Source organism: Thioclava sp. UBA3469 (assembly GCF_002378135.1).
GTDB classification, from domain to species: Bacteria; Pseudomonadota; Alphaproteobacteria; order Rhodobacterales; family Rhodobacteraceae; genus Thioclava; species Thioclava sediminum.
Window position 1 is genome coordinate 2,267 of record NZ_DFRG01000203.1, and the last position, 219, is coordinate 2,485.

The 219-nt window shown below is 59.8% G+C and carries 1 pseudogene; it reads right to left on the reverse strand.

What is annotated here, in order from left to right:
• Positions 1 to 219: pseudogene (locus B3D39_RS14705) on the reverse strand (ABC transporter substrate-binding protein); the annotation flags it as partial.

Genomic DNA, 219 nt, shown 5'->3' on the forward strand with positions numbered 1-219 from the left:
TTGGTCGACATCGGCATGAACACGGTCGAGTGGGCGATGGTGTCCCACGGCGCCTGCTCCTTGAAGACTTCCTGAGCCTGTTCATAGAGCTTGGTGCGCTCGGCCTGATCGCTCGATTGACGCGCTTTGGTGATCAGATCGTCGAATTTCTGATCGCACCAGAAGGCACGGTTCGCACCGCTTTCAGCCGCCGAGCAGCCCAGCAGAACCGCGAGGAAG